We start from the raw sequence: 20933 nt of genomic DNA on the forward strand, positions 1-20933 counted from the left end.
AAGGATAGAATGTCTGTCAAGGGAGAAGTAATAAAAAAGTATATATTGAATATTCGAGCTATTTATAATGAGTTTAGTATCAGTTTAGTTGAAATTTTATAAATTAAAGAATAAAAGTGATAAAAAGAAAAAGAGATAAAGAATTAAAGGAAAGCAGGAACTGTTATTTCTTATACCGAATAAAGGAAACACATAAGAAAATGATGGGGGTTCAAGCTATGTCCATTAATCAAAAAATACAGGATCCGCATACGGATCAATTATTTAGAGCAATTCTTTCCATTGAGACACTAGAGGAGTGTTATCAGTTTTTTGAGGATATTTGTACAATCAGTGAACTCAAAGCAATGGCGCAGCGATTGGAAGTAGCCCGAATGTTGGAAAAAGGGGCTATTTATGATGATATTGTAGAAAAAACCGGGGCAAGTACTGCCACGATCAGCCGTGTCAAGCGTTGTCTCTATTACGGGGCTGATGGCTATCGGACAATTTTGCCGCGAATTGAAGCAGAGGAGAAGGAATAGAGTCTATGAAAACAGCGCAGTTTTTACCTCAAATTGCTTACGGAACGCGCGACTTTTTGCCGCAGGAGGCGAAACGCAAACGGATTTTAGAAGATCGGTTAGCTCAGCTTTTTGACAAATGGGGCTATGATGAAGTCATTACGCCGACCTTTGAGTATTGGGAAACTTTATCGATTGCTTCTGAAAGCAATTCCTACGAGCAAAATGTATTTAAATTTTTTGATCAAACCAATCGTTTGCTTGTACTTCGGCCGGAAATGACGACGCCCATGGCCAGAGTCGCTGCGACCCGTCTCAAAGAAAATGAAGCGCCGCTACGGTTAAGCTATATTGCCAGTGTCTTTCGGCAGGAGGAGTATCAGGCTGGCCGACAATGCGAATTCCATCAGGCTGGCGTAGAACTTATGGGTGTGCCCGGTCCAGAGGCTGATGCCGAAATTATTGCCTTGGCGGTAGAATCGCTTGCCGCCTGCGGCTTAAAAGAATTTCAGTTGAGCCTTGGTCACATGCAGTTTATTAGCGGCATGATGGCGGCAAGTCATTTGTCAAGCAGTCAGAAACAAAACCTGAAGAGACTCTTAATGTCTCGCGATCTCGTGGCGCTGCAAGCTGCTGTAACTGAGTCCAATCTGCCTGAGAATATCCAAAAGACGCTACTGGAACTGCCGCTTCTCCACGGCCGCGAAGAACTTTTGGCGAAAGCGGAAAAATTGGCCAATACGAAAGAAAGTGCTCAGGCGCTTTCTGATTTAACGCATATTTTCGAGCTTTTAAAAAGCTATGGCGTAGCCAAGTATGTAGAATTTGACCTTGGCATGATTCGCGATTTCGACTATTATACGGGAGTTGTTTTTGAAGGCTATACGCCGGGTCTTGGCTTTCCTGTATGCGGCGGCGGCCGCTATGATCAATTGCTGGCCTCGTTTGGACCAGGTGCGCCTGCTACTGGTTTCGCCCTAGGCATGGAGCGAGTTTTACTGGCTTTAGAGCGGCAGGCCGCAGAAGTGGCTGTTGCCAAAGACAATGTGTACATTGCTTGGCAAGACGGCGCTAGTGCTAAGGCGATCGCAAAAGCTTCCGCCCTTAGAAGTGAAGGTCGCCGTGTTGCCATGGCGCTTTGGGCGCAGGAGCGCGCCGAGGCTGAGAAAACCATGCAAGAAAAAGGCTATAGTGAGTTGATTTATTGTGACTAGCTGGCAACAGCGAATTCGCCAGCTTACAGCGGCTCTTGCCGCTGTGTTAACAGCGGAGGATCATCAGTTTGTACAAGAATATCTACAAGAAAAGGAACGAGCCTTATTTTATCAAATGAATCTTCCCGATCAATATCATGCGCTACAGGTCGCCTATAGCGTCCGGCGTTTGGCGATTTCTCATACAAAAAGCCGCTCTATTCAGCTGAATTTGCTGATTAGAGCGGCATTGCTGCATGATGTGGGACGATTGAAAGGCGATGTGACGACTTTCGATAAAATATGGACAGTCTTATTTGACTGTTTTTGGGAAAAGCGGGGAAGAAAGTGGGCCAGTCAGACAGCACTACCGCGAGATCATTGGCGACGGGCTTTATATCTGCATTATTGTCATGGCGAAGTGGGCGCTGATCGACTGCAAAGGCTAGGGTGCGACGAATTGCTTGTAGCTCTTGTCCGCATTCACCACCAGCCGCCGCGGGAAGCGGATTCGTTAGAACTTAGCTTGCTGCGGCAGGCTGATGAATTGCATTAATAGTTTTTCAGTAACCCTTGATGGGATCAATCTGATTGCATAATTCGCCCTTAGCAATAAACCGCGACAGATTATCAGCAAAAAGTTTAATGGCTCGATCCAGATAATAAGGCGATAGCGCTGCTACATGGGGCGTGATGATAACATTTTCCATATCCCAAAGCGGACTGTCTGACGGCAACGGTTCTACAGGAAAGACATCAAGTCCGGCGCCTTGAATCACACCCTCTTGGAGGGCTGCAATCAAATCTTGTTCAACGACGACGGGGCCGCGGGCAATATTAATAAAATAGGCTGTTTGTTTCATGGCGTCGAAGTGTTTTTGCGAAAAGAAATTTTCTGTTTCGGCAATGAGCGGTAGTGCCGCTACTACGTAATCACAATGCGATAGCATCTCAAAAATTTCATCAGGATGATAGAGACGATCAACAAAAATTTCTGTCGTCATTTCTCGTTTGGTAGCTACTACATTCATGCCGAAGCATTTTGCTTTTTTAGCAATTTCTCGGCCAATACTTCCCAGGCCGACAATACCAATCGTTTTTTCATAGAGTTCATCAGTGGGAACTCGTTTCCAGCGATGCTCCTGCTGTTTATGGCGCGACAGGTAGAGACCGCGGCTGAAGGACAGCATCATGGCGAAAACGTGTTCTGAGACGGGAATACCATGAATTCCCTTCGAATTTGTCAGAAAAACCTGCTTTTCTTTTAATTCGGGCAGATTTAGATTTTCTACACCGGCGCTTAACGCATGAATCCACTTCAAATTCGGCGCCTTAGCAAAGAGTTCTTCAATGTGCATAAAGCCCCAGGCGACAAGTATATCCGTGTCGGCAATTTCTAAGTGGGCTTCCGGCAGCGTGCTTGTGACGACTTCGATGGACGAATCGATTGCTGCAATTTCAGCCTTTTGATCATCAGACAGTGGATTTAAAACAAGAATTTTCATAAAGGATACCCTCCTAGCGAAGCTTCTTATTTGAGTTCATTTTAGGCTTAAACGATTTTTGGTCATAATTACTCATTCTACGACCTAGGCAAAAATTCCTATGAATGGAAAAGACCTTTCTTTCTAAACTTGACGAAAAAAAGAATTTGTGATAACTTATTAATAAGTTAATGCTTTAAATAACTAAAGAAAAGGCGTTTTAAGGAGGATTTTATGACTTCCAGCGATATGGATTATTTGACAATTGCCTTGCCGAAGGGCAAGTTATTTGATTTGTCAGCACAGAAACTTGCCGCTTGCGGCTATGACGCCGAAGGCTTAAAGGAAGACTCGCGCAAATTAATTATTACGAACGAAGCCAAGAAGCTGCGGTTTATTATTACTAAAACGGCTGATCTGCCTACTTATGTTGAATATGGCGCTGCCGATATCGGGATTATTGGAAAAGATGTTTTACTGGAAGAAAATCGTGACGTTTATGAACTTCTCGATTTAAAATATGGTTTATGCCGTCTTATGGTTGCTGTACCAGAGGCGCTGTTACAGCCCAAGTTAAGTGATTATGCCCATATGCGGGTTGCGACGAAATATCCGCGCGTGGCCGAGCGTTTCTTTCATGATAAAGGAATTCAAATGGAGTTTATTAAGCTGAATGGCTCGATTGAATTAGCGCCGATGGTAGGTCTTGCTGAGCTGATCGTTGATATTGTGGAAACAGGGACGACGCTGCGTGAGAATAAGTTGATTGAAGTGGCGAAAATTGCACCAGCCACAGCTCGGTTTATTGCAAATCGCGTGAGTTTCAAGATGAAATTTGATCGCATCCATGATGTGGTAGAAAAATTAAAAGTTTTAACCGAAGAGGAGGCTAAATCATGCTAGAGATTTTGAACGTTTCTGCCTATGCGCCAGAGCAGCTTAAACAATTCATGGTAAAGCCTGCTTTTGATAAGGTAGAACTTGGCGAGGGCGCTAAAAAACGAATTGCCCAGACCTTTGGTCGGGAGATGTCGGCCGCTGAAGTCGTTGATCAAATCGTAAACGATATACGACAACAGGGCGATAAAGCGTTATTTCATTACAGTCAGCTTATTGATGGCGTAACTTTGACAGAAGCAAATTTCGAAGTTTCCGCGGCAGAGATCGAGTCGGCTTTAGACCAAATCGACCCGGCGGTATTAGCGGCATTGCAACAGGCGGAACGCAATGTAAGGGCCTTCCATGAAGAACAACTGCCGAAATCTTGGATTACTTATCGGGAAGAAGGCTCAATGCTAGGACAGAATGTACGGCCGCTGGAGCGAGTCGGTATTTATGTGCCTGGCGGTACTGCTTCGTATCCTTCTTCGGTGATTATGAATGCTGTTCCGGCTTCCGTAGCAGGTGTTAAAGAAATTATTATGGTGGTGCCGCCAGCGAAAGACGGTTCCGTCAATCCGTGCGTACTTGCAGCGGCAAAACTAGCTGGGGTTCATCGGATATTCCGTATCGGCGGCGCACAAGCGATTGCCGGTCTCGCTTTTGGTTCTGAATTGATGCCTAAAGTCGATAAGATTACGGGCCCCGGTAATATTTTCGTAACCTTAGCTAAAAAGGCTGTGTATGGCCATTGTGATATTGATATGCTGGCAGGGCCTAGTGAAATATTGATTTTGGCAGATGAACAGGCGAATCCGGTTTATGCGGCAGCTGATATGTTGAGTCAGGCGGAGCATGATCCCTTAGCAGCCTGTATGGTTGTTACTAATTCGCCGGTATTGGCCGAAAAGATTCAAGTTGAGGTAAAAAAGCAGCTTGAACTTTTGCCGCGGCGGGAAATTGCCGCTGCTTCGCTTGCCAATAACGGAAAGATTCTTGTAGCAAAAGACATGCTGCAGGCAGCTGAAATTGCCAACTATGCCGCGCCAGAGCATTTAGAAGTTTTAGCGGAAAATCCCTTTTCCTTACTGCCTTATTTAGAGCATGCCGGCGCCATTTTCCTTGGGCCCTACTCGCCAGAACCATTAGGCGATTATATGGCCGGTCCGAATCATGTTTTGCCGACAGGCGGGACAGCGCGGTTTTATTCCGTGCTGAATGTGGATACTTTTATGAAAAAGACGAGTATTATTTCCTATACGAAAGCGGGTCTTGAGAAAGTCAGCGATGCTGTAATTTGTCTGGCTGAAGCCGAAGGGCTGACAGCCCATGCCAATGCGATCAGAAAGCGGGGAATGAAATAATGAAGCTAGATATTCGTGAATCACTACAAAGTCTCACCGCTTACCATGTAGAAGAGTCTGACTGGAAGATTAAGCTTGATGCCAATGAGAAAAACGGTCCCATGCCACTGGGCGTAGCCGAAAAGGTACAGCAAGCCCTTAGTAAGGTCGTGTTGCAACGCTATCCCGGTTCGGATGAACCACTGCGCGGGCAAATTGCTGCCGCTTATGGCGTGACAGCTGAGCAAGTTGCGCTAGGCTGCGGCTCCAGTGAAATTCTGTTAGCTCTTTGCATCGCTTTCGGCGGGAAAGGCCGCAAATTAGTTTTCCCCAGTCCGTCTTTTTCTATGTATGAAATTTATGGGCGGATTGCTGACAGCCAGTCTGTGCCAGTCGCACTGGCAGATGATTTTTCCCTACCAGTAGCAGATTATATTGATGCTGCCAAAGACGCTCAGTTGGCGCTCCTTTGCAACCCCAATAATCCAACAGGCAATGGTATGGCTTTAGCCGATGTAGAAAAGATTGTCGCTGCGCTTACATGTCCGGTAGTTGTCGATGAAGCCTATATGGAATTTTACGGTGAAACAGCTTTGCCGCTATTAAATAAATATCCTAATTTAATTATTGCCAGAACTTTATCAAAAGCCTACGGTTTGGCTTCGGCTCGAACTGGCTATATGATTGCTTCGCAGGCGTTGATTGAAGTCGTAAATAAGGTGCTCTTGCCGTATCATGTCAATACGTTTTCTTTGGCGGCGGCAGAGGCTGTCTTTTCTGAACGTAGCCTATTTGAAGCAGCGATTGCAGCAACAGTAAAAGAACGTCAGATTCTAACAGAAAAGCTGTCAAGCATTGGTGTTACCGTATTTCCGTCGCAAACAAATTTTCTTTTGGTACGGTTGCCTCGAGCGGAAGCTCTTGCCGCGTATCTTGCGGAAAAATCTATTGCTGTGCGCAGCTTTCATGGCGCGCCCGATTTAGAAAACTGCATAAGGATCACCGTAGGCACGTCAAAAGAAAATGAAGCGCTGCTTAAGGAAATCGTTCAATTTCTAGAAAAGTGAGGCGGAGAATGTGAGGTTTGCTAAAGCAGATCGCAAGACTGGTGAAACAGAAATTACTGGTTCCTTCGTAGTAGATGGAAAGGGTCAAGCAACGATTGACACGGGGATCGGCTTTTTTGATCATATGCTCATACTGTTTGCAAAGCATGGCTTTTTTGATGTAACCCTTTCGGCAAAGGGCGACTTAGAAGTTGACGGCCATCATACCGTGGAAGATTGCGGCATTTTATTGGGCCAATTGATTAAGCAGGCGATTGGCGACAAGGCGGGAATCAAACGGTATGGTACCGTTTTCGTTCCTATGGATGAGGCGCTCGTGATGGTATCGCTGGATCTTTCGGGGCGGCCTTTTCTGGCTTATGACGCAGCTGTTCCGGCGCCGCTAGTAGGTTCTTTTGATACCGAACTTACTGTGGAATTTTTTCGCGCCGTGGCCGTTCAGGCAGGGATTACGTTGCATATTCGTAAATTAGCTGGTGAGAACTCGCATCATATTATTGAGGCCGTTTTCAAGGCTTTTGGCCGCGCCTTAGACGAAGCGACACAAAAAGATGTAAGAATTGAAGGTGTCATGTCCTCTAAGGGCATGCTTGAATAAAGGAGCGATCATGATGATTGCAATTATTGATTACGGTATGGGAAATCTGTTCAGTGTGGAAAAAGCCTTTGTGAAACTAGGGGCGCAGGTCCTTGTTACGAGAGATCCTAAGCAAATTCTCAAAGCCGATAAAGTAGTTCTTCCTGGCGTCGGCGCTTTTGGCGACTGCATGAACAACCTGCGACAATTTCAATTAGAGCCGGTGATTTTAGAAACGATTCAGTCAGGGAAACCTTTTTTAGGTATTTGCGTTGGCTTACAAATGTTATTTGAAGGCAGTGAAGAAGATCCTGGCGTGTCTGGAATCGGCATTTTTTCCGGTATGGTAAAGAAAATTGTGGCGCCAGAGCTAAAAATTCCGCATATGGGTTGGAATGATTTGACGCTGCAAAAAGAAAGCTCGCTGCTATCCGGTCTTGAACAAAGCTTTGTGTATTTTGTGCACAGCTATCATGCGGCGCCGACTGATTCCTCCATTATCACAGCGACAAGTAATTATGGTGAAACGATTACTGCTGCTGTAGGGCGAGATAATGTGCAGGCTGTGCAGTTTCATCCGGAGAAATCCGGTCAGGCTGGCATGATAATTCTGGCGAACTTTAAGGAGATGACCTGATGATTTTATTTCCAGCGATTGATATACTGGGAGGAAAGTGCGTCAGACTTTATAAAGGCGATTTTTCCCAAGAAACTGTTTTCGCCGATCGGCCAGCAGATATGGCGCTTCGCTGGCAGGAACAAGGCGCTAAGTATCTTCATGTAGTGGATCTTGATGGCGCCAAGGAAGCTAAGCCAGTGAATATCAGTGCGATTCGAGAAATTTTGCAAGAAGCGACAGTGCCTGTGCAGCTTGGCGGCGGGATCCGTGATCTAACTGCCGTGGAAACTTGGCTGAATATCGGAATTGAACGTGTTATTTTAGGCTCAGTAGCCGTCCGTAACCCGCAGCTTGTGAAAGAAGCTGTAAAAGAATTTGGCGAAAAAATTGTTGTCGGTATTGATGCGAAAGCGGGGATTGTAGCAGTGGATGGTTGGGGTGTAAGCGGCGATATGGCAGTTTCTGAACTGGCTGAGCGTATGGCTGATTGCGGTGTAACTCGACTGATCTATACAGATATTTCCCGAGATGGAACGCTAAGTGGTGTGAATATCGCAGCGACTGCCGATTTGGCTAAACGCTCCGGTCTTAAGGTGATTGCTTCTGGCGGAGTTAAAGATTTGGGCGATATTGAGGCGCTGTTAGCTTGCGGCGAACCCTTAATTGAAGGGGTTATTGTGGGGAAATCAATTTATACAGGTTCACTTGACTTACGCGAGGCTTTGGCTCGCTGCGAACAGCAAGGGGGACGGTAAGATGTATACAAAACGGATTATTCCCTGTCTTGATGTAAAAGATGGGCGAGTTGTAAAAGGTACCAATTTTGTGGGACTGCGTGATGCCGGTGATCCTGTGGAGCTTGCTCAGATTTATGATCGTGAGATGGCTGATGAATTGATTTTCCTTGATATTACTGCTTCTTCGGACCAGCGCGATACGATGGTTGATGTGGTGAAAAGTACCGCTTCTGAGGTGTTTATTCCGTTTACTGTCGGCGGCGGTATTCGTACCAGTGCCGATATTCGCAAAATGCTGAAAGCGGGCGCTGATAAGGTATCACTGAACACAGCAGCGGTCAATCAACCAGATTTGATTGCCGAAGGCGCTAAAAAATTTGGCAGTCAATGCGTGGTTTTGGCGGTAGACGCTCGTCAGACTAGTCCAGGAAAATGGGAAGTCTATATTCATGGCGGGCGGACTCCTACCGGTCTTGATGTGCTTGAGTGGGTCAAGAAAGGCGTTGCATTAGGCGCCGGAGAAATTTTGCTGACAAGTATGGATAAAGACGGCACGAAAGACGGCTATGATATTTTGTTAACTAGAGCTGTAGCGGAAAGTGTGCCCGTACCAGTTATCGCCTCAGGCGGTGCTGGTGAAATGTCTCATTTTTATGATGTATTGACACTAGGAAAAGCCGATGCGGTCCTTGCCGCTTCCGTTTTTCATTACGGCCAGTTTACAGTAAAGCAAGTAAAAGAGTATTTAAAAAGTCAACAGGTGGAGGTACGATTATGAACGGAGTAGAACAGGCCCCGTGGCTTACTCAGGTGAAGTTTGACGAAGCGGGTCTTATCCCGGCTATTGTGCAAGATAGTGAAACAAAAGCGGTGCTGATGCTTGCTTATATGAATCAAGAAGCACTAGAAAAAACCTTAACAACTGGCGTAACTTGGTTTTACAGCCGCAGTCGTAAAGCCCTGTGGCAAAAGGGCGAAACATCAGGCCATGTACAACAGGTGGAATCAATTCACTATGACTGCGATGGTGATACGCTACTGGTGACGGCGAAACAGACTGGCGCAGCTTGCCATGAAGGAACTTTTTCTTGCTTTAGCCGCCGCCTAGATCAATCGCAGCCTCAGGCTGAAGTTGTAAAAGATCCATCTGCACTTTACGGTGGTTCTGCTGCCATTTTGCAGTCGCTTTATGAAGTGATTGAAGATCGCAAACAAAATCGCCAGGAAGGTTCTTACACCTGCTATTTATTTGATAAAGGCCAGGATAAGATCTTAAAAAAGGTCGGCGAAGAAAATGCCGAAACGATTATTGCGTCTAAAAATAACGATAAGGCCGAAATTCTTTATGAAATGGCCGATCTCTGGTATCATTGCCTCGTTCTCCTAAGCTATCATAATATTACGCCTATGGAGCTTTTGGCAGAGCTCAATTCGCGCCGTAAATAATAGCAGCTGTTTTTTTCTCGGTTCTTTGCTATACTAGTATTCGACTAGTAGAACAACAGGATAGCGAGAAAGAAGGAACAATATGGAACCAATTACTCTATCAATGGGGATTTTTTTATTTGTAGTAGGCTTTGTAGCTTCTTTTATTGATTCTGTGGTAGGCGGCGGCGGACTTGTTACACTGCCAGCACTGCTCATGACAGGACTGCCTATTACTCATGTTTTTGGTACGAACAAGATGGCAGCCTCTATGGGTTCCATTACGAGCATGACCAGCTTTATTCGTTCTGGCAAGGTCGATTTGTCGCTAGTAAAATGGCTGTTTCCGTTAGCGCTGGTCGGTTCTGGCTTGGGCGCTTTCACGGTACAGTTTATTCCTTCCACTTTTTTAAAGCCTCTTGTTATCGTATTGCTTATTGTTGTAGCGATTTATACAGTCTTTAAAAAGGACTGGGGCGATATATCTACCTACCAGGGACTTTCGAGTAAACGCATGGGACTGAGTGGCCTTGTGGCTTTTTGCATCGGTTTTTATGATGGCTTTTTTGGACCAGGGACAGGTTCTTTTTTGATTTTTGCCTTTTTGCTAATCGGCTTTGATTTTGTAACTTCTTCCGGCAACGCTAAAGTTCTGAATTTTGCCAGCAACATTGCGGCTCTAATTACTTTTCTTGTACTAGGTTATGTTCACTATGATTACGGTCTTGTCATGGGAATCGGCATGATTTTAGGGGCTATTGCTGGCACAAAAGTAGCAATCTTAAAAGGCGCCGCCTATGTAAGACCGCTCTTTATTTCCATAACAGTCATTTTAGTAGGCAAACAGATCTGGGATATTCTTTTGTCCTGATGATAAGGCGGCAGACCGGATGAAGCGAAAAAACAATACAAAACGGTGGAGATTATGGCTAGGTCTTGCCGGAATTTTAGCTGTCCTTCTTTATGGCTTTTACGAGAATCAAAGTAGTACGGTTTCCCAGAAGGAGTCGGGATCAAGCAATGTAGGAGCGAATCAGACTGTTCCGGCGACTACGAAACAAACAAATCCCCTTACTAAAGAATCACAGGGAGCTAAATCAGGCAGTGCACGAGCTCGTATCGCTCTGATTATTGATGACTTCGGCTATACGAGCGAACCCATTAACGAGTTTGCTGCAATTAGCAGACCTCTAACTTTTTCGGTATTGCCTAATAGGCCCTATTCAACCCAGGCTGCGGCGAAAGCTTTACAGTCCGGTCATCAGGTTATGTTGCATTTACCTATGGAGCCTTTAGAGCGCTCGCAGCAATCGGAAGCGGAAACGGTTTCGGAGCGGCTCAGCGATAGTGAAATTCAAGGGCTTGTTCGCAAGGATATTCAGGCAATTCCCGGTTTAATCGGCGTCAATAATCATCAAGGGTCGCGTGCGACCAGCGATAAACGAGTGATGAAGGCCTTGTTAGCCGTATTAAAGGAAAAACAGCTCTTTTTTGTGGATAGTCGTACAAGCAGTCAGTCTGTAGCTTGGGAACTGGCGAAACAATCTGGCGTGAAAACAGCGGCAAATGAGTTGTTTATTGATAATCAGCCTGATGTAGAGTCAGTCAAAAAACAGCTGCGCCAAGGTATTACTCTCGCGCTGAAAGAAGGAAAAATTATACTAATAGGTCATGCTCGCAGTCATACAGCGCAGGCCATTCAAAGTATACTACCTGAACTGGATGCGCAGGGTATACAGCTTGTTTTTGTATCTGAATTAGTCCAGTAACGCCTAGAACGGCATAAAAAAATCGGCTCGTCTACAAGACGAAGCCGGTTTTTTTACGTGCTAAGTTTTTATGTATTAAGAATGATATTTATGGCGCTGCCTCTTCAAAGGGCAGTGTAGTAAATTCATCGGTTAAGGTAAAGCCAGCAAGCGGCGAAATTTTATTCAAACGATCTAACACGCGCGCTTTCGCGTTGCCTGTCAGTGGTGTAGGGCGATAGTCATTAATATAGTTGACCGAAGAAATGCTGCAAGGAATAATGCGAACGCCATAAGAGACGAGTTTTGAACCTTGGAAGTCGAAGCGGGTTTGGACGATCATCGTATCCTTATCATCAGGGTTTTTATTACCGCCAAAGGCGAAATTACCGAGACTATAGCAAATGAGTTTGCCTTTGTAGCGTTCAATTGGTTGAAGTACGTGAGGATGATGACCAAAAATAAAATCAGCGCCGTAGTCAATGGCGTAATGCGCCAGTTCCTTTTGCGTCGGAATGGTATGATTTAAAAGTTCTTCACCCCAGTGAAAATTGATAATCACAATACAGCCCTGTTTTTTTACAGTTTCAATGTCGCGGCGCAGTTTTTCCAAGAACGCGCGGTCATAGGAGAAGCCTGTGTAGCCGAGAAAGGCAAACTGGCGGCCTTTAATGGTTTGAATCGCTACATTTCCTTCGCCAAAATAAGTAATTCCTGTTTTATTTAAGGACGCTAAGGTATCACTAAAGCCGACATCGCCATAATCGTAAATATGATTATTGGATAAGTTTACCGCATTAATATGGCCAAGTTTCAGCATATTCGCATATTCGGGATCGCCGTGAAAAGCAAAGGTCTTTTCGACAGGATGATTGGAACGAGTCAGTGTTGTTTCTAAGTTTGCTGTAGTAAAGTCACTAGCGGCAAAGATCTCGGCTACATTGCTGAAAACATAGCTATAATCATTACCATGCGCTTTGATGACAGCTGGCATCGTATCAGCAGAACCGAAGCGTTCATCTGTTCCTAAAGTACAGTCGCCAACCGAGCTAAGTAGAATCTGCTCTATAGTCTGAGGCGTATCAGTAGAAAGAGATAGAATTGTAAGTGGTGTTGCCTGAGAAGCGGCTAGTGTTGGCAGACTCATGCCGAACAGCCACATCCACATGACAAAGGAATAAACAATAAATCTTTTTCCCCTTTGACTCACTTCAATTCCTCCTTTTGTACCTATTACAGTATATAAAAGTTTTTGCCACTGTGCAAAGGTTTTTGTCAGATTTATTATAGAAAGGTTATTTTTTTGTGATAAAATGGTAAAATAAAAAGATTATTGACTGATCCAGCGGACCTTTTATACGATTTAATATATTCGATAAGGAGGGTTTTATGAAAAGCGTATTTGATATTATCGGACCGGTTATGATTGGTCCTTCCAGCTCTCATACGGCAGGCGCAGCGCGTCTTGGCAGATTGGCCAGAAAAATTTTAGGCGAGGAAGTGCAGCAGGTTCAGGTAAAATTCCATGGTTCTTTTGCCCAGACGTACCGGGGACATGGCACTGATCGGGCTATTGTGGCAGGACTTTTAGACATGGCGGCAGATGATGAACGTTTGCCAGAAGCTTTGGAATTGGCCAAAGCAGCGCAAATAGAAATTGAATTTTTGAAATGTGATTTAGGCGATGTCCATCCTAATACGGTCTGTTTGGAAATGACTGGACGATCAGGGCGGCGGGCGGAAGTTACCGGCTCTTCTCTTGGCGGCGGCAGTATTATTGTAAATCGGATTAATGGTTATCAAGTGGAGCTTACTGGCGAATACTTTACTTTGATTACAATTCATCAGGACAAGCCAGGCATCGTGGCGCTTATTACTCATATTTTGGCCCAGGCGGGTGTTAATGTAGCATTTATGCGCGTATCCCGTAGTGAGCGAGGCGCCCAAGCTTTACTCATTTTAGAGGCCGATGAGCCGATTGCGGAAAGTGTCTATGAAGTAGTGTCCAATTTGCCACGAATCGAATTGGCGATGCTTGTGCCCCCTTTATAAACTTGTACCACCCTTATCAAAAGGAGGAAATAAAATGATTCGTTTTTCTACATTTGCCGATTTGATTGCTTTGGCAAAAGCAAGAAAAGGTTCGATTGCTTCTGTCGTGATTGCCTATGAAGCGGAAAAAAGCCAGAGAAGCGAGGCGGCAGTTCGTGAAGATATGGTTCGTTGTCTTCAGGTCATGAAAGAGGCCGTAGAGAAAGGCCGATCCAGTCGGGAGAAATCAGTGAGTGGCATGGTCGGCGGCGATGCTGCCAAAATGGGTGACTTCATGACGTTAACGCAAGCGAAAACGCAGCAAAGCCTGCTCGGAGAAACAGTACAGAAAGCATTGCTTTATGCGTTGTCTGTTAGTGAAGTCAATGCCAAAATGGGCCGGATTGTGGCCAGTCCCACAGCTGGTTCTTGCGGCATATTGCCTGGCGCGCTACTGGCGGCTGGCGAAACCTTGCAAAAAAACGATGAGGCGCTAGTAGACGCCTTGTTTACGGCCTCCGGTGTGGGGTTAATCATCCAGGAGCATGCTTCTTTAGCAGGCGCTTTAGGGGGCTGCCAGGCTGAGTGCGGCTCCGCTGCGGCAATGGCTGCTGCGGCTATTACTGAATTGGCCGGTGGTTCGCCTGAGCAGACCGGACACGCTTTGGCGTTAGCTTTTAAAAACCTATTGGGCCTTGTTTGCGATCCTGTTGCTGGTCTAGTAGAGGTACCTTGCGTGAAACGCAATGGCTTTGGCGCTTCTCACGCCTTGATTGCCGCTGAACTAGCCCTCGCCGGTGTGGAGAGTGTCATTCCGCCTGATGAAGTGATTACAGCTTCGCAGCAAATTGGCCGACTCTTGCCGCAGAGTTTAAGAGAAACCTCAGAGGCAGGACTCGCCGATACGCCGACAGCTAGAGCGATTGAAAAGAAGGTGTTGGGCTAGCTGCTACAAACTGGAAGGCGCGTAAAAAGCTTACGGGTTCTTGCAGAAAAAGCGGTCATGCTTTGCCTTAAGTTCACTGCGCGTTGGCTCTGGCGGCCAAAGGTGAATTTTATCAGACTGACGCATACTTGCTGAAAGATGGGTATAAAATAGGGGATCTTCTTTTTCTAAGGCAGCAATCATTTGTTTGATTGTCTGCCTTTTTGTTTGGCCGTCACGGGGACAAGGACTAGGTATTGGTGTAAAACCGTGATACGAAATTGCATCACGACTTTCCTGTTCGCGAAAATAGACAAGAGGTCGAATTAAAGTAATGTCGGAGCGATCAAAATAGGTTTTCGGCGAAAAAGTCTGAAGCTGGCCGGAAAAAAGCAGGCTCATGTAAAAAGTTTCTACGGCATCATCATGGTGATGAGCATAGGCAATTTTATTGAAGCCTTTTTCCTTGGCAAAGGTATTCATAATACCGCGGCGCATGGTGGCGCAAATATAGCAGGCGTCTTTGTCTGACTGGCGAGCGATCGCTTCGCCAATCGGTTCGCTGACACTGTAAAAAGGAACTGCGAGGTTTTCGCACCAGTCAGCCAACGCTTTTGTATCAAAAGTATCGGTGAAATTTGGATTAATTGTAAGGGCGGCAATTTCAAAAGGGCGCGGCGAATAGTGGCGCAGTTGGGCTAAAGCATAGGTTAAAAAGCAGCTGTCTTTGCCGCCGGACAGACCGATGAGAATGCGATCATTTGGTTCAATGAGGTCAAATTCAATAATAGCCCGCCAGAGACGGCTATGGTAGGATTTGGGTAGTGACATAACAGAGTTTCCTCGTTTCTTTATAATTCATGCAACTTCTAATAATTGCGCATAAAGTCCTAAATTCCTGCTTTTTTTGTTTGAAGGGCCTGTCTTATTTTGTTATAATAAATAACTAGTAATTCTAAATAGTAACAATCACGTTTGGGGGGATTATCGTGGCGAAACCCATTTATGTAATGGGCCACAAAAACCCGGATACCGATTCAATTTGTTCAGCCATTGCTTACGCCGGTTTGAAACAAGCTCTTGGAATCGATGCAATTGCAGCCCGGGCAGGTAAAGTTAACAATGAAACAAAGTACATTTTAGATAAGCTAGGAGTAAAGGCGCCGCTTTTAATTAACGATCTCTATCCTAGAGTTCGTGAAATGATGCGCCCCTTGCAAGTCACGATTCACCCCGATCAGACGCTGAAAGAACTGGGCAGTCTAATGAAAGAACACAATGTAAAATCTATTCCGGTTATTGATAACCAAGGAATGCTCGAAGGCATTGTTTCCGTAGGGGATTTGGCAAGAAGGTATTTTGAGGAATTGGAAATGCCTGATTTATCCGAAGCAAATGTAGAATTTGGCGCTGTAGTTAAAGTGCTTGATGGAACGTTGCTTTGCGGCAGCGCCCTTGACCAGACCATCAAAGGGAAACTTAAAATTGCCGCAGCAAAGACCGAGACCATGGTGGCAAGTGTTGATGCTGGTGATACGGTTCTTGTCGGCGATCGGCTCAAGGCCCAGCTTGCCTGTATTGAAAAAGGCGTGCAATGCCTGATTATTACCGGCGGCGCTACACTAGCGAAACCAGTGGCGCAAGCGGCGAGTGATGCCAAAGTTATGATTATCAGCGCACCTTATGATACATATACTTGCGCGCGACTGATTACGCAGTCCGTACCTGTCCGTACGGTGATGCAGAGCCAAGTAGTAACTTTTAAACCAAGTCAGTTGGTTATGGATATTAAGGGGACTATTGCTGCAACAAGCTTCCGCAATTATCCGATTGTAGAGAATGGTCGCTTTGTTGGCATGATTGATCGTGATAAACTCATTTTGCCAGAAAAAGAACAAGTGATTCTTGTCGATCATAATGAATTAGCGCAAGCGGTGGAAGGAATTCATGAAGGCGAAATCATCGAAGTCGTTGATCATCATCGCCTAGGCGGCCTTGAAACGAGCTATCCTGTAGATCTTCACTTTGAGCCTGTCGGCTGCACGGCAACGATTGTAGCGAATATGTACTGGCAAAATAATGTTGAAATCTCGAAAGAAACAGCTGGTTTGCTATTATCGGCTATTTTGTCTGATACGGTGCTCTTTAAATCGCCTACTTGTACGGCGAAAGATCGCAAAACCGCGGAAAAACTTGCTGAGATCTCCGGTCTTGACTGTGAAGAACATGGTTTAGCGCTGCTGAGAGCCGGTTCTGATACGAGCAGTTTGACAGCTTCCGATATTTTAAAGAATGATTTCAAGGAATTCCAAATGGGCGATTATCGCTTAGCGATTGGCCAGATTTCCGTCTTGGCTGGTCAGGAAATTCTGGCTAAACAAGATGATTTAAAAGCTGCCATGAAGAACCTTTGTGATAAAGAAGGCTATGATATGGTGCTACTCATGAACACAGATATTTTGGAAGAGGCGACCTATCTCTTCTATGAAGGGCAGCCGATCTCCTTAATTCAGGATGCTTTTGGCAGCCGCGGGGAAAATGGCATTGTTCATCTTCCTGGGGTAATGTCTCGTAAGAAACAGATTGTACCGCCGCTGACTGATGCGGCCCGCAAAATCTAAATTTATCGGATCATTCATCCGCCAAGAAAGCCCCTCGTGTTTCGCAGACTAGTTATGTTCTGCGGCAACGAGGGGCTTTTTAATGTTAGAGTTAGAGGTTCTTCTGCTGCGCCATTTTTATAAAATAATGATGCAAACGGTCATCGCCAGTTAATTCTGGATGAAAAGAGCTAACAAGAAAATTTTTCTGACGGGCAATAACGGCTTTTTCATTCACTGAAGCTAGAATATTCACCGCTGGATCAGCCGCTTCAATTAGCGGGGCGCGGATAAAGACCGCTTTGATTGGCGCAGGTCCTAATTCAGGCACGGCTAAATCTGCTTCAAAGCTTTCTTTCTGGCGACCAAAAGCATTGCGGCGAACCGTAATATCCATAAGACCGAGACGGGGCTGATCGCTGTCGATAATCTTTTTAGCCAGCAGGATCATCCCAGCGCAGGTACCGTAAATCGCCATGCCTTGGGCCGCTCGCTCTAGGATCTTTGGCAGAAGATTCCACTCAACTAGCAGTTTGCCAATTGTCGTACTTTCGCCGCCAGGGAGGATGAGGCCTTCGATCGCATCAAGCTCGGAGGCTTTGCGGATGTCAACGGCTGTTGCGCCGCAGCGCTCAATGGCCCAGTGATGCTCACGAAAGGCTCCCTGAAGCGATAAAATGCCGATTTTCATGTTACCAGCCTCGTTCCTGCATCCGTTCGTGTTGCGGAATTGTATCAATTTCAATACCTACCATGGCTTCGCCGAGATCCTTGGAGACTTCTGCGAGGATTTTCGGATCGTTGTAGTAGGTGGTAGCAGCTACTATGGCTTTGGCACGTTTGGCGGGATCGCCTGATTTAAAGATGCCTGATCCGACGAAAACGCCATCGCAGCCAAGGTGCATCATGAGCGCTGCGTCAGCTGGGGTAGCAATACCGCCTGCAGCAAAATTAACCACAGGTAGACGGCCAAGTTTTCTCGTTTCCAGAACGAGTTCGAGCGGTGCGGCAATATTTTTGGCAAAAGAGGACACTTCTTCATCCGGTAGATTTTGCAATAGACGAATTTCACTCATGACCATGCGCATATGTTTTACAGCTTCGACGACATTGCCAGTACCAGGCTCGCCTTTGGTGCGAATCATGGCAGCGCCTTCGCCAATGCGGCGCAGAGCTTCGCCGAGGTTTTTAGCGCCACAGACAAAGGGCACTTTAAAATCCTGTTTATTGACATGAAACTTATCGTCAGCAGGCGTCAGGACTTCACTTTCATCAATATAATCTACGCCAAGGGATTCTAAAATGCGGGCTTCGACAAAATGACCGATGCGGGCTTTGGCCATGACGGGAATGGTAACCGCGGCCATAATATTTTCAACGATAGTTGGATCAGCCATACGGGCGACACCGCCAGCGGCGCGAATGTCGGCGGGGACCCGTTCTAGGGCCATAACGGCGCAAGCGCCAGCCTCTTCTGCTATTTTTGCTTGTTCTGGCGTCGTTACATCCATAATGACGCCGCCCTTCAGCATTTCGGCCAAACCAATTTTTACGCGCAGTGTTCCTTGTTCCATAATAATTCCTCCTCAGATGAGCGTTGATGGTTGTATTAATGATAGATTTGTTCTAAAACGAGAGCGAGTCGTTTGATACCTTCCGTGATTTCTGCTTCGTTCAGTTTAGAAATGGAAAGTCTAAGATGAACGGCGTTGGCGCTAGACGAAAAAAAGTATTTACCTGAAGAAATTTGGATTTTCTGTTTTGCGAAAAGTGTGGTGAGATCTGCCGCAGCGTCTGGCAGCGGTGAGAGTTTCAGCCATAAGAGATAGCCGCCGTTCGGTTCACTCCAAGCGGCCCACTCTGGCTTAATATATTGTTTTAAAGCCACGAGAGCCGTTTGCATGCGCTTGCGGAAGAGCCGATGCATTTTGCTGATATGACGGTCGTAATGGCCGCGTTGGCAAAACTCATAAATTGCGGCCTGCAAAATCATACTAGAAGAGAGATCGCTAAAGCTGCGAATGGCCATGAGGCGTTCGATGCATTCTGGCTCTGCCGCGATCCAGCCGATCCGAACGCCGGGAAAGAGAACTTTGGAGAAGGTGCCGCAATAAATCACCGTATGCTGGTCGTCCATTGATTTGATGGGCAGCACAACGCGGCCGAAATATTTCATTTCCTCTTCAAAGCCGTCTTCTAAAATGGGAACACCGTATTTTTGGCACAGTGACAACAATTTTTCGCGATGGGACTGGCTTGTCGTGACGCCCGTTGGATTTTGAAAATTTGGCATCGTATAGACAAGCGAGGGCTGTTCCGTCTTTAGCATTTTTTCCAAAATAGCTAAATCCATTCCGTCAGAACGAATGGGAATTTCCAACGGCTTTAAACCGCAGAATTTTAACAGTGGCAGCATTTCCTTGTACGTAGGAGATTCGATGGCTACGGCTTTACCGGGCGCGGCAATCATGCGAAAGACCAGGTCAATCCCTTGTTGTAAACCATTAGTGATTAAAATTTCTTCGGCAGTGACGGAAATACCGTGGCTTTGCAGATGATGCGCTAAGTAGGTGCGGAGCGGAAAAAAACCGGCTCGGTCGCCATAGCTAAGTAACGAAAATCCTTCTCGTTTCATTGCCTGATTAAAACAGGAGCGGAAGGTTTCCAGCGGAAAGAGTCGACAATCCATATCCAGGCCGCTAAAATCAATAAAATCTTGGGGAGCGCTTACAGGCGCCTCTGCTTGAAAGCCGCGATAAGTATCCCAAATAGCGCTGCTATCGGTTGAGGCTGTTAGACTCCAGTCAATGCGTCCCTTTTTTTGTCGGCTTGCCGCTGTGGCAATTTGCATCCTGTCGCGGACAATGGGACAAGCATTCGGCTTCATATCAATAAAACCTAAGGCCCACAGTTCCTGATAGGCGCTAGCCACAGTGGAACGATGAATTCCTAGACTATCGGCTAGGCGGCGGGTTGATGGCAGCTTTTCGCCAGGATGAAGAATTCTTGCTTCAATTTTATGACGAATTTGTTCTAAAATTTGCTGGTATTGCGGTTTTGGTGATTTTTCTTGTAGTTCAAGTAGTAACATAAAACAGAACCTCCTGCAGGAAGGATTGCTATGATGTAACAATACCTTGCATCTGGCTTGTCGTCAACGACCACTTTTCATTGATTTATATAAGCCACTTTTGCATCGGTGTTCGATTCACCTTTTTTTCCATCTTAGGGAGGGATTTTCGAAAAAAAGGTGAATTTACAAAGAGAGAATTTTTTATAAGTCCCAAAACTTTACTAAGCAGCCCAAATTAGGAGGATTCAACGAATGAAAAAAATTATTAGTACAGATCAAGCTCCTGCAGCAATCGGACCTTATTCTCAGGCGGTAAAAGCAGGTGGCATGCTTTATATTTCCGGTCAGATTCCGGTTGTGCCTGCAACAGGCGAAGTTGCTGAAGGCGGCGTAGAAGCGCAGACGAAGCAATCTTTGGAAAATGTTATGGCGATTTTGAAAAGTGAAGGTCTTACTGCCGCTGATGTAGTAAAAACGTCTGTATTTATTAAAGACATGAATGATTTCCAGAAAATTAACGGCGTATACAGTCAGTATTTTACCGAAAAAGCGCCAGCTCGTGCTTGTGTAGAAGTGGCTCGTCTGCCGAAGGATGTTCTCGTAGAAGTAGAGGCTATTGCCGTTTACTAAGCCGGAGAATTTTACAGTAAAAGCCTTGCCGGAATCATTCGTGCAAGGCTTTTTTCACTTTGTACCATAGAGCTTCAGGGAAAACCGGCTAGTTACGAT

General features: G+C 45.7%; 23 protein-coding genes. 17 read left to right on the forward strand and 6 right to left on the reverse strand.

Features of this window, described 5'->3' with window-relative positions; genetic code table 11:
• Positions 1-218: 218 nt before the first annotated feature.
• From AC0NJP_RS00235 to AC0NJP_RS00245, 3 genes are read left to right on the forward strand one after another with little or no spacing between them, the layout of a single operon-like run.
• Positions 219-524, forward strand: coding sequence for a YerC/YecD family TrpR-related protein (locus AC0NJP_RS00235; protein WP_474037920.1), 306 nt, complete (start codon positions 219-221; stop codon positions 522-524).
• A gap of 5 nt (positions 525-529) precedes the next feature.
• Positions 530-1717: an ATP phosphoribosyltransferase regulatory subunit gene (gene hisZ, locus AC0NJP_RS00240; protein ID WP_474698374.1), complete on the forward strand. Its 1188-nt coding sequence runs from the start codon at positions 530-532 to the stop codon at positions 1715-1717.
• Positions 1710-2252 carry an HD domain-containing protein gene (locus tag AC0NJP_RS00245; RefSeq protein ID WP_474698375.1) on the forward strand — a complete coding sequence of 181 codons (543 nt, stop codon included), beginning with the start codon at positions 1710-1712 and terminating at the stop codon, positions 2250-2252. Before hisZ ends, AC0NJP_RS00245 begins: the two co-directional genes overlap by 8 nt.
• A 7-nt stretch (positions 2253-2259) precedes the next feature.
• Here the strand turns inward: AC0NJP_RS00245 and AC0NJP_RS00250 are convergent, their stop codons facing one another.
• Complete coding sequence (locus AC0NJP_RS00250; protein ID WP_474037924.1) at positions 2260-3201, reverse strand: D-2-hydroxyacid dehydrogenase; 942 nt, start codon at positions 3199-3201, stop codon at positions 2260-2262.
• Positions 3202-3414: 213 nt separating this feature from the next.
• On the opposite strand from AC0NJP_RS00250, the gene hisG reads away from it, so the two are divergent.
• From hisG to AC0NJP_RS00300, 10 genes are all read left to right on the forward strand, one after another.
• On the forward strand, positions 3415-4083 hold the full coding sequence (gene hisG, locus AC0NJP_RS00255; protein ID WP_474037926.1) for an ATP phosphoribosyltransferase: 669 nt from the start codon (positions 3415-3417) through the stop codon (positions 4081-4083).
• Entirely contained in the window at positions 4077-5423 is a 1347-nt protein-coding gene (gene hisD, locus AC0NJP_RS00260) for a histidinol dehydrogenase (RefSeq protein ID WP_474698376.1), read from the forward strand. Before hisG ends, hisD begins: the two co-directional genes overlap by 7 nt.
• Positions 5423-6469: a histidinol-phosphate transaminase gene (hisC, locus tag AC0NJP_RS00265; RefSeq protein ID WP_474698377.1), complete on the forward strand. Its 1047-nt coding sequence runs from the start codon at positions 5423-5425 to the stop codon at positions 6467-6469. The genes hisD and hisC overlap by 1 nt, the downstream gene beginning before the upstream one ends.
• Before the next feature lie 10 nt (positions 6470-6479).
• Positions 6480-7067 carry an imidazoleglycerol-phosphate dehydratase HisB gene (gene hisB, locus AC0NJP_RS00270; RefSeq protein WP_474698378.1) on the forward strand — a complete coding sequence of 196 codons (588 nt, stop codon included), beginning with the start codon at positions 6480-6482 and terminating at the stop codon, positions 7065-7067.
• A gap of 13 nt (positions 7068-7080) precedes the next feature.
• On the forward strand, positions 7081-7683 hold the full coding sequence (gene hisH, locus AC0NJP_RS00275; protein ID WP_474698827.1) for an imidazole glycerol phosphate synthase subunit HisH: 603 nt from the start codon (positions 7081-7083) through the stop codon (positions 7681-7683).
• On the forward strand, positions 7683-8420 hold the full coding sequence (gene hisA / locus AC0NJP_RS00280; protein ID WP_474698379.1) for a 1-(5-phosphoribosyl)-5-[(5-phosphoribosylamino)methylideneamino]imidazole-4-carboxamide isomerase: 738 nt from the start codon (positions 7683-7685) through the stop codon (positions 8418-8420). The genes hisH and hisA overlap by 1 nt, the downstream gene beginning before the upstream one ends.
• Position 8421: 1 nt before the next feature.
• Complete coding sequence (gene hisF, locus AC0NJP_RS00285; RefSeq protein WP_474037931.1) at positions 8422-9180, forward strand: imidazole glycerol phosphate synthase subunit HisF; 759 nt, start codon at positions 8422-8424, stop codon at positions 9178-9180.
• Complete coding sequence (hisIE, locus tag AC0NJP_RS00290; RefSeq protein ID WP_474037932.1) at positions 9177-9848, forward strand: bifunctional phosphoribosyl-AMP cyclohydrolase/phosphoribosyl-ATP diphosphatase HisIE; 672 nt, start codon at positions 9177-9179, stop codon at positions 9846-9848. The genes hisF and hisIE overlap by 4 nt, the downstream gene beginning before the upstream one ends.
• Before the next feature lie 82 nt (positions 9849-9930).
• Entirely contained in the window at positions 9931-10698 is a 768-nt protein-coding gene (locus AC0NJP_RS00295) for a TSUP family transporter (protein ID WP_474037934.1), read from the forward strand.
• A 19-nt stretch (positions 10699-10717) separates the two neighbouring features.
• A complete protein-coding gene (locus AC0NJP_RS00300; protein ID WP_474698380.1) occupies positions 10718-11596 on the forward strand; it encodes a divergent polysaccharide deacetylase family protein in 879 nt (292 codons plus the stop codon).
• A gap of 88 nt (positions 11597-11684) precedes the next feature.
• Here the strand turns inward: AC0NJP_RS00300 and AC0NJP_RS00305 are convergent, their stop codons facing one another.
• A complete protein-coding gene (locus tag AC0NJP_RS00305) occupies positions 11685-12785 on the reverse strand; it encodes a CapA family protein (RefSeq protein WP_474698381.1) in 1101 nt (366 codons plus the stop codon).
• A gap of 179 nt (positions 12786-12964) precedes the next feature.
• Here AC0NJP_RS00305 and sdaAB point away from each other — a divergent pair, with 179 nt between their 5' ends.
• Together sdaAB and sdaAA are read left to right on the forward strand one after the other, a co-directional pair.
• Positions 12965-13627: an L-serine ammonia-lyase, iron-sulfur-dependent subunit beta gene (gene sdaAB / locus AC0NJP_RS00310; RefSeq protein ID WP_474037939.1), complete on the forward strand. Its 663-nt coding sequence runs from the start codon at positions 12965-12967 to the stop codon at positions 13625-13627.
• A gap of 34 nt (positions 13628-13661) precedes the next feature.
• Positions 13662-14552, forward strand: a complete 891-nt coding sequence (sdaAA, locus tag AC0NJP_RS00315) for an L-serine ammonia-lyase, iron-sulfur-dependent, subunit alpha (RefSeq protein ID WP_474698382.1) — start codon at positions 13662-13664, stop codon at positions 14550-14552.
• A gap of 30 nt (positions 14553-14582) precedes the next feature.
• Here the strand turns inward: sdaAA and AC0NJP_RS00320 are convergent, their stop codons facing one another.
• Positions 14583-15362, reverse strand: coding sequence for a tRNA 2-thiocytidine biosynthesis TtcA family protein (locus tag AC0NJP_RS00320; RefSeq protein WP_474698383.1), 780 nt, complete (start codon positions 15360-15362; stop codon positions 14583-14585).
• A gap of 152 nt (positions 15363-15514) precedes the next feature.
• Here AC0NJP_RS00320 and AC0NJP_RS00325 point away from each other — a divergent pair, with 152 nt between their 5' ends.
• Positions 15515-17152 carry a putative manganese-dependent inorganic diphosphatase gene (locus tag AC0NJP_RS00325; protein WP_474698828.1) on the forward strand — a complete coding sequence of 546 codons (1638 nt, stop codon included), beginning with the start codon at positions 15515-15517 and terminating at the stop codon, positions 17150-17152.
• A gap of 91 nt (positions 17153-17243) precedes the next feature.
• On the opposite strand, the gene pdxT is transcribed toward AC0NJP_RS00325, so the two are convergent.
• Genes pdxT through pdxR form a run of 3 tightly spaced genes read right to left on the reverse strand, consistent with a single transcriptional unit; the run spans position 17244 to position 20222 of the window.
• Positions 17244-17822, reverse strand: coding sequence for a pyridoxal 5'-phosphate synthase glutaminase subunit PdxT (pdxT, locus tag AC0NJP_RS00330; protein ID WP_474698384.1), 579 nt, complete (start codon positions 17820-17822; stop codon positions 17244-17246).
• Position 17823: 1 nt separating this feature from the next.
• Entirely contained in the window at positions 17824-18705 is an 882-nt protein-coding gene (pdxS, locus tag AC0NJP_RS00335) for a pyridoxal 5'-phosphate synthase lyase subunit PdxS (protein WP_474698385.1), read from the reverse strand.
• Between the two features lie 35 nt (positions 18706-18740).
• On the reverse strand, positions 18741-20222 hold the full coding sequence (gene pdxR / locus AC0NJP_RS00340) for a MocR-like pyridoxine biosynthesis transcription factor PdxR (protein ID WP_474698386.1): 1482 nt from the start codon (positions 20220-20222) through the stop codon (positions 18741-18743).
• A 234-nt stretch (positions 20223-20456) separates the two neighbouring features.
• Here pdxR and AC0NJP_RS00345 point away from each other — a divergent pair, with 234 nt between their 5' ends.
• Positions 20457-20834: a RidA family protein gene (locus AC0NJP_RS00345; RefSeq protein WP_474698387.1), complete on the forward strand. Its 378-nt coding sequence runs from the start codon at positions 20457-20459 to the stop codon at positions 20832-20834.
• Positions 20835-20933 lie beyond the last annotated feature (99 nt).

This window comes from Pelorhabdus sp. sgz311002 (genome assembly GCF_056134285.1).